Here is a 331-nt window from a genome sequence, read left to right on the forward strand (position 1 = left end):
AAAGTCGCTAAAATTCGCGTCTGTTGCCGTCTCTGGGCAAACCGTGATTACCAAAGTTATTTTTATGGATGTTTCCTTAAGCGACGCTGAATTAGAGTCGCAGATTGAAATTGAAGCCGACAGCTTAATTCCTTACCCACTAGATGAAGTGAGTCTTGATTTTGAAAAGCTCTCTATAAATAGTGCTGACCCGAGCAAAATAAATGTACTGCTCTCTGCCGCTAGAACCGAAAGCGTTGAAGCCAGAGTCGGTGCGTTAAGTGCTGCGAATTTAACCGCAAAAGTAGTGGACGTTGAAAGCTATGCGCTAAGTCGCGCTATGGATGTTTAC

1 protein-coding gene is annotated in these 331 nt (G+C 43.8%); it reads left to right on the forward strand.

The window, feature by feature from the left end; genetic code table 11:
- The coding region (pilM, locus tag DKT72_RS18085; RefSeq protein WP_162623391.1) for a pilus assembly protein PilM at window positions 1-331 on the forward strand (331 nt) is incomplete at both ends.

Source organism: Confluentibacter sediminis, from assembly GCF_003258355.1.
GTDB lineage: Bacteria > Bacteroidota > Bacteroidia > Flavobacteriales > Flavobacteriaceae > Confluentibacter > Confluentibacter sediminis.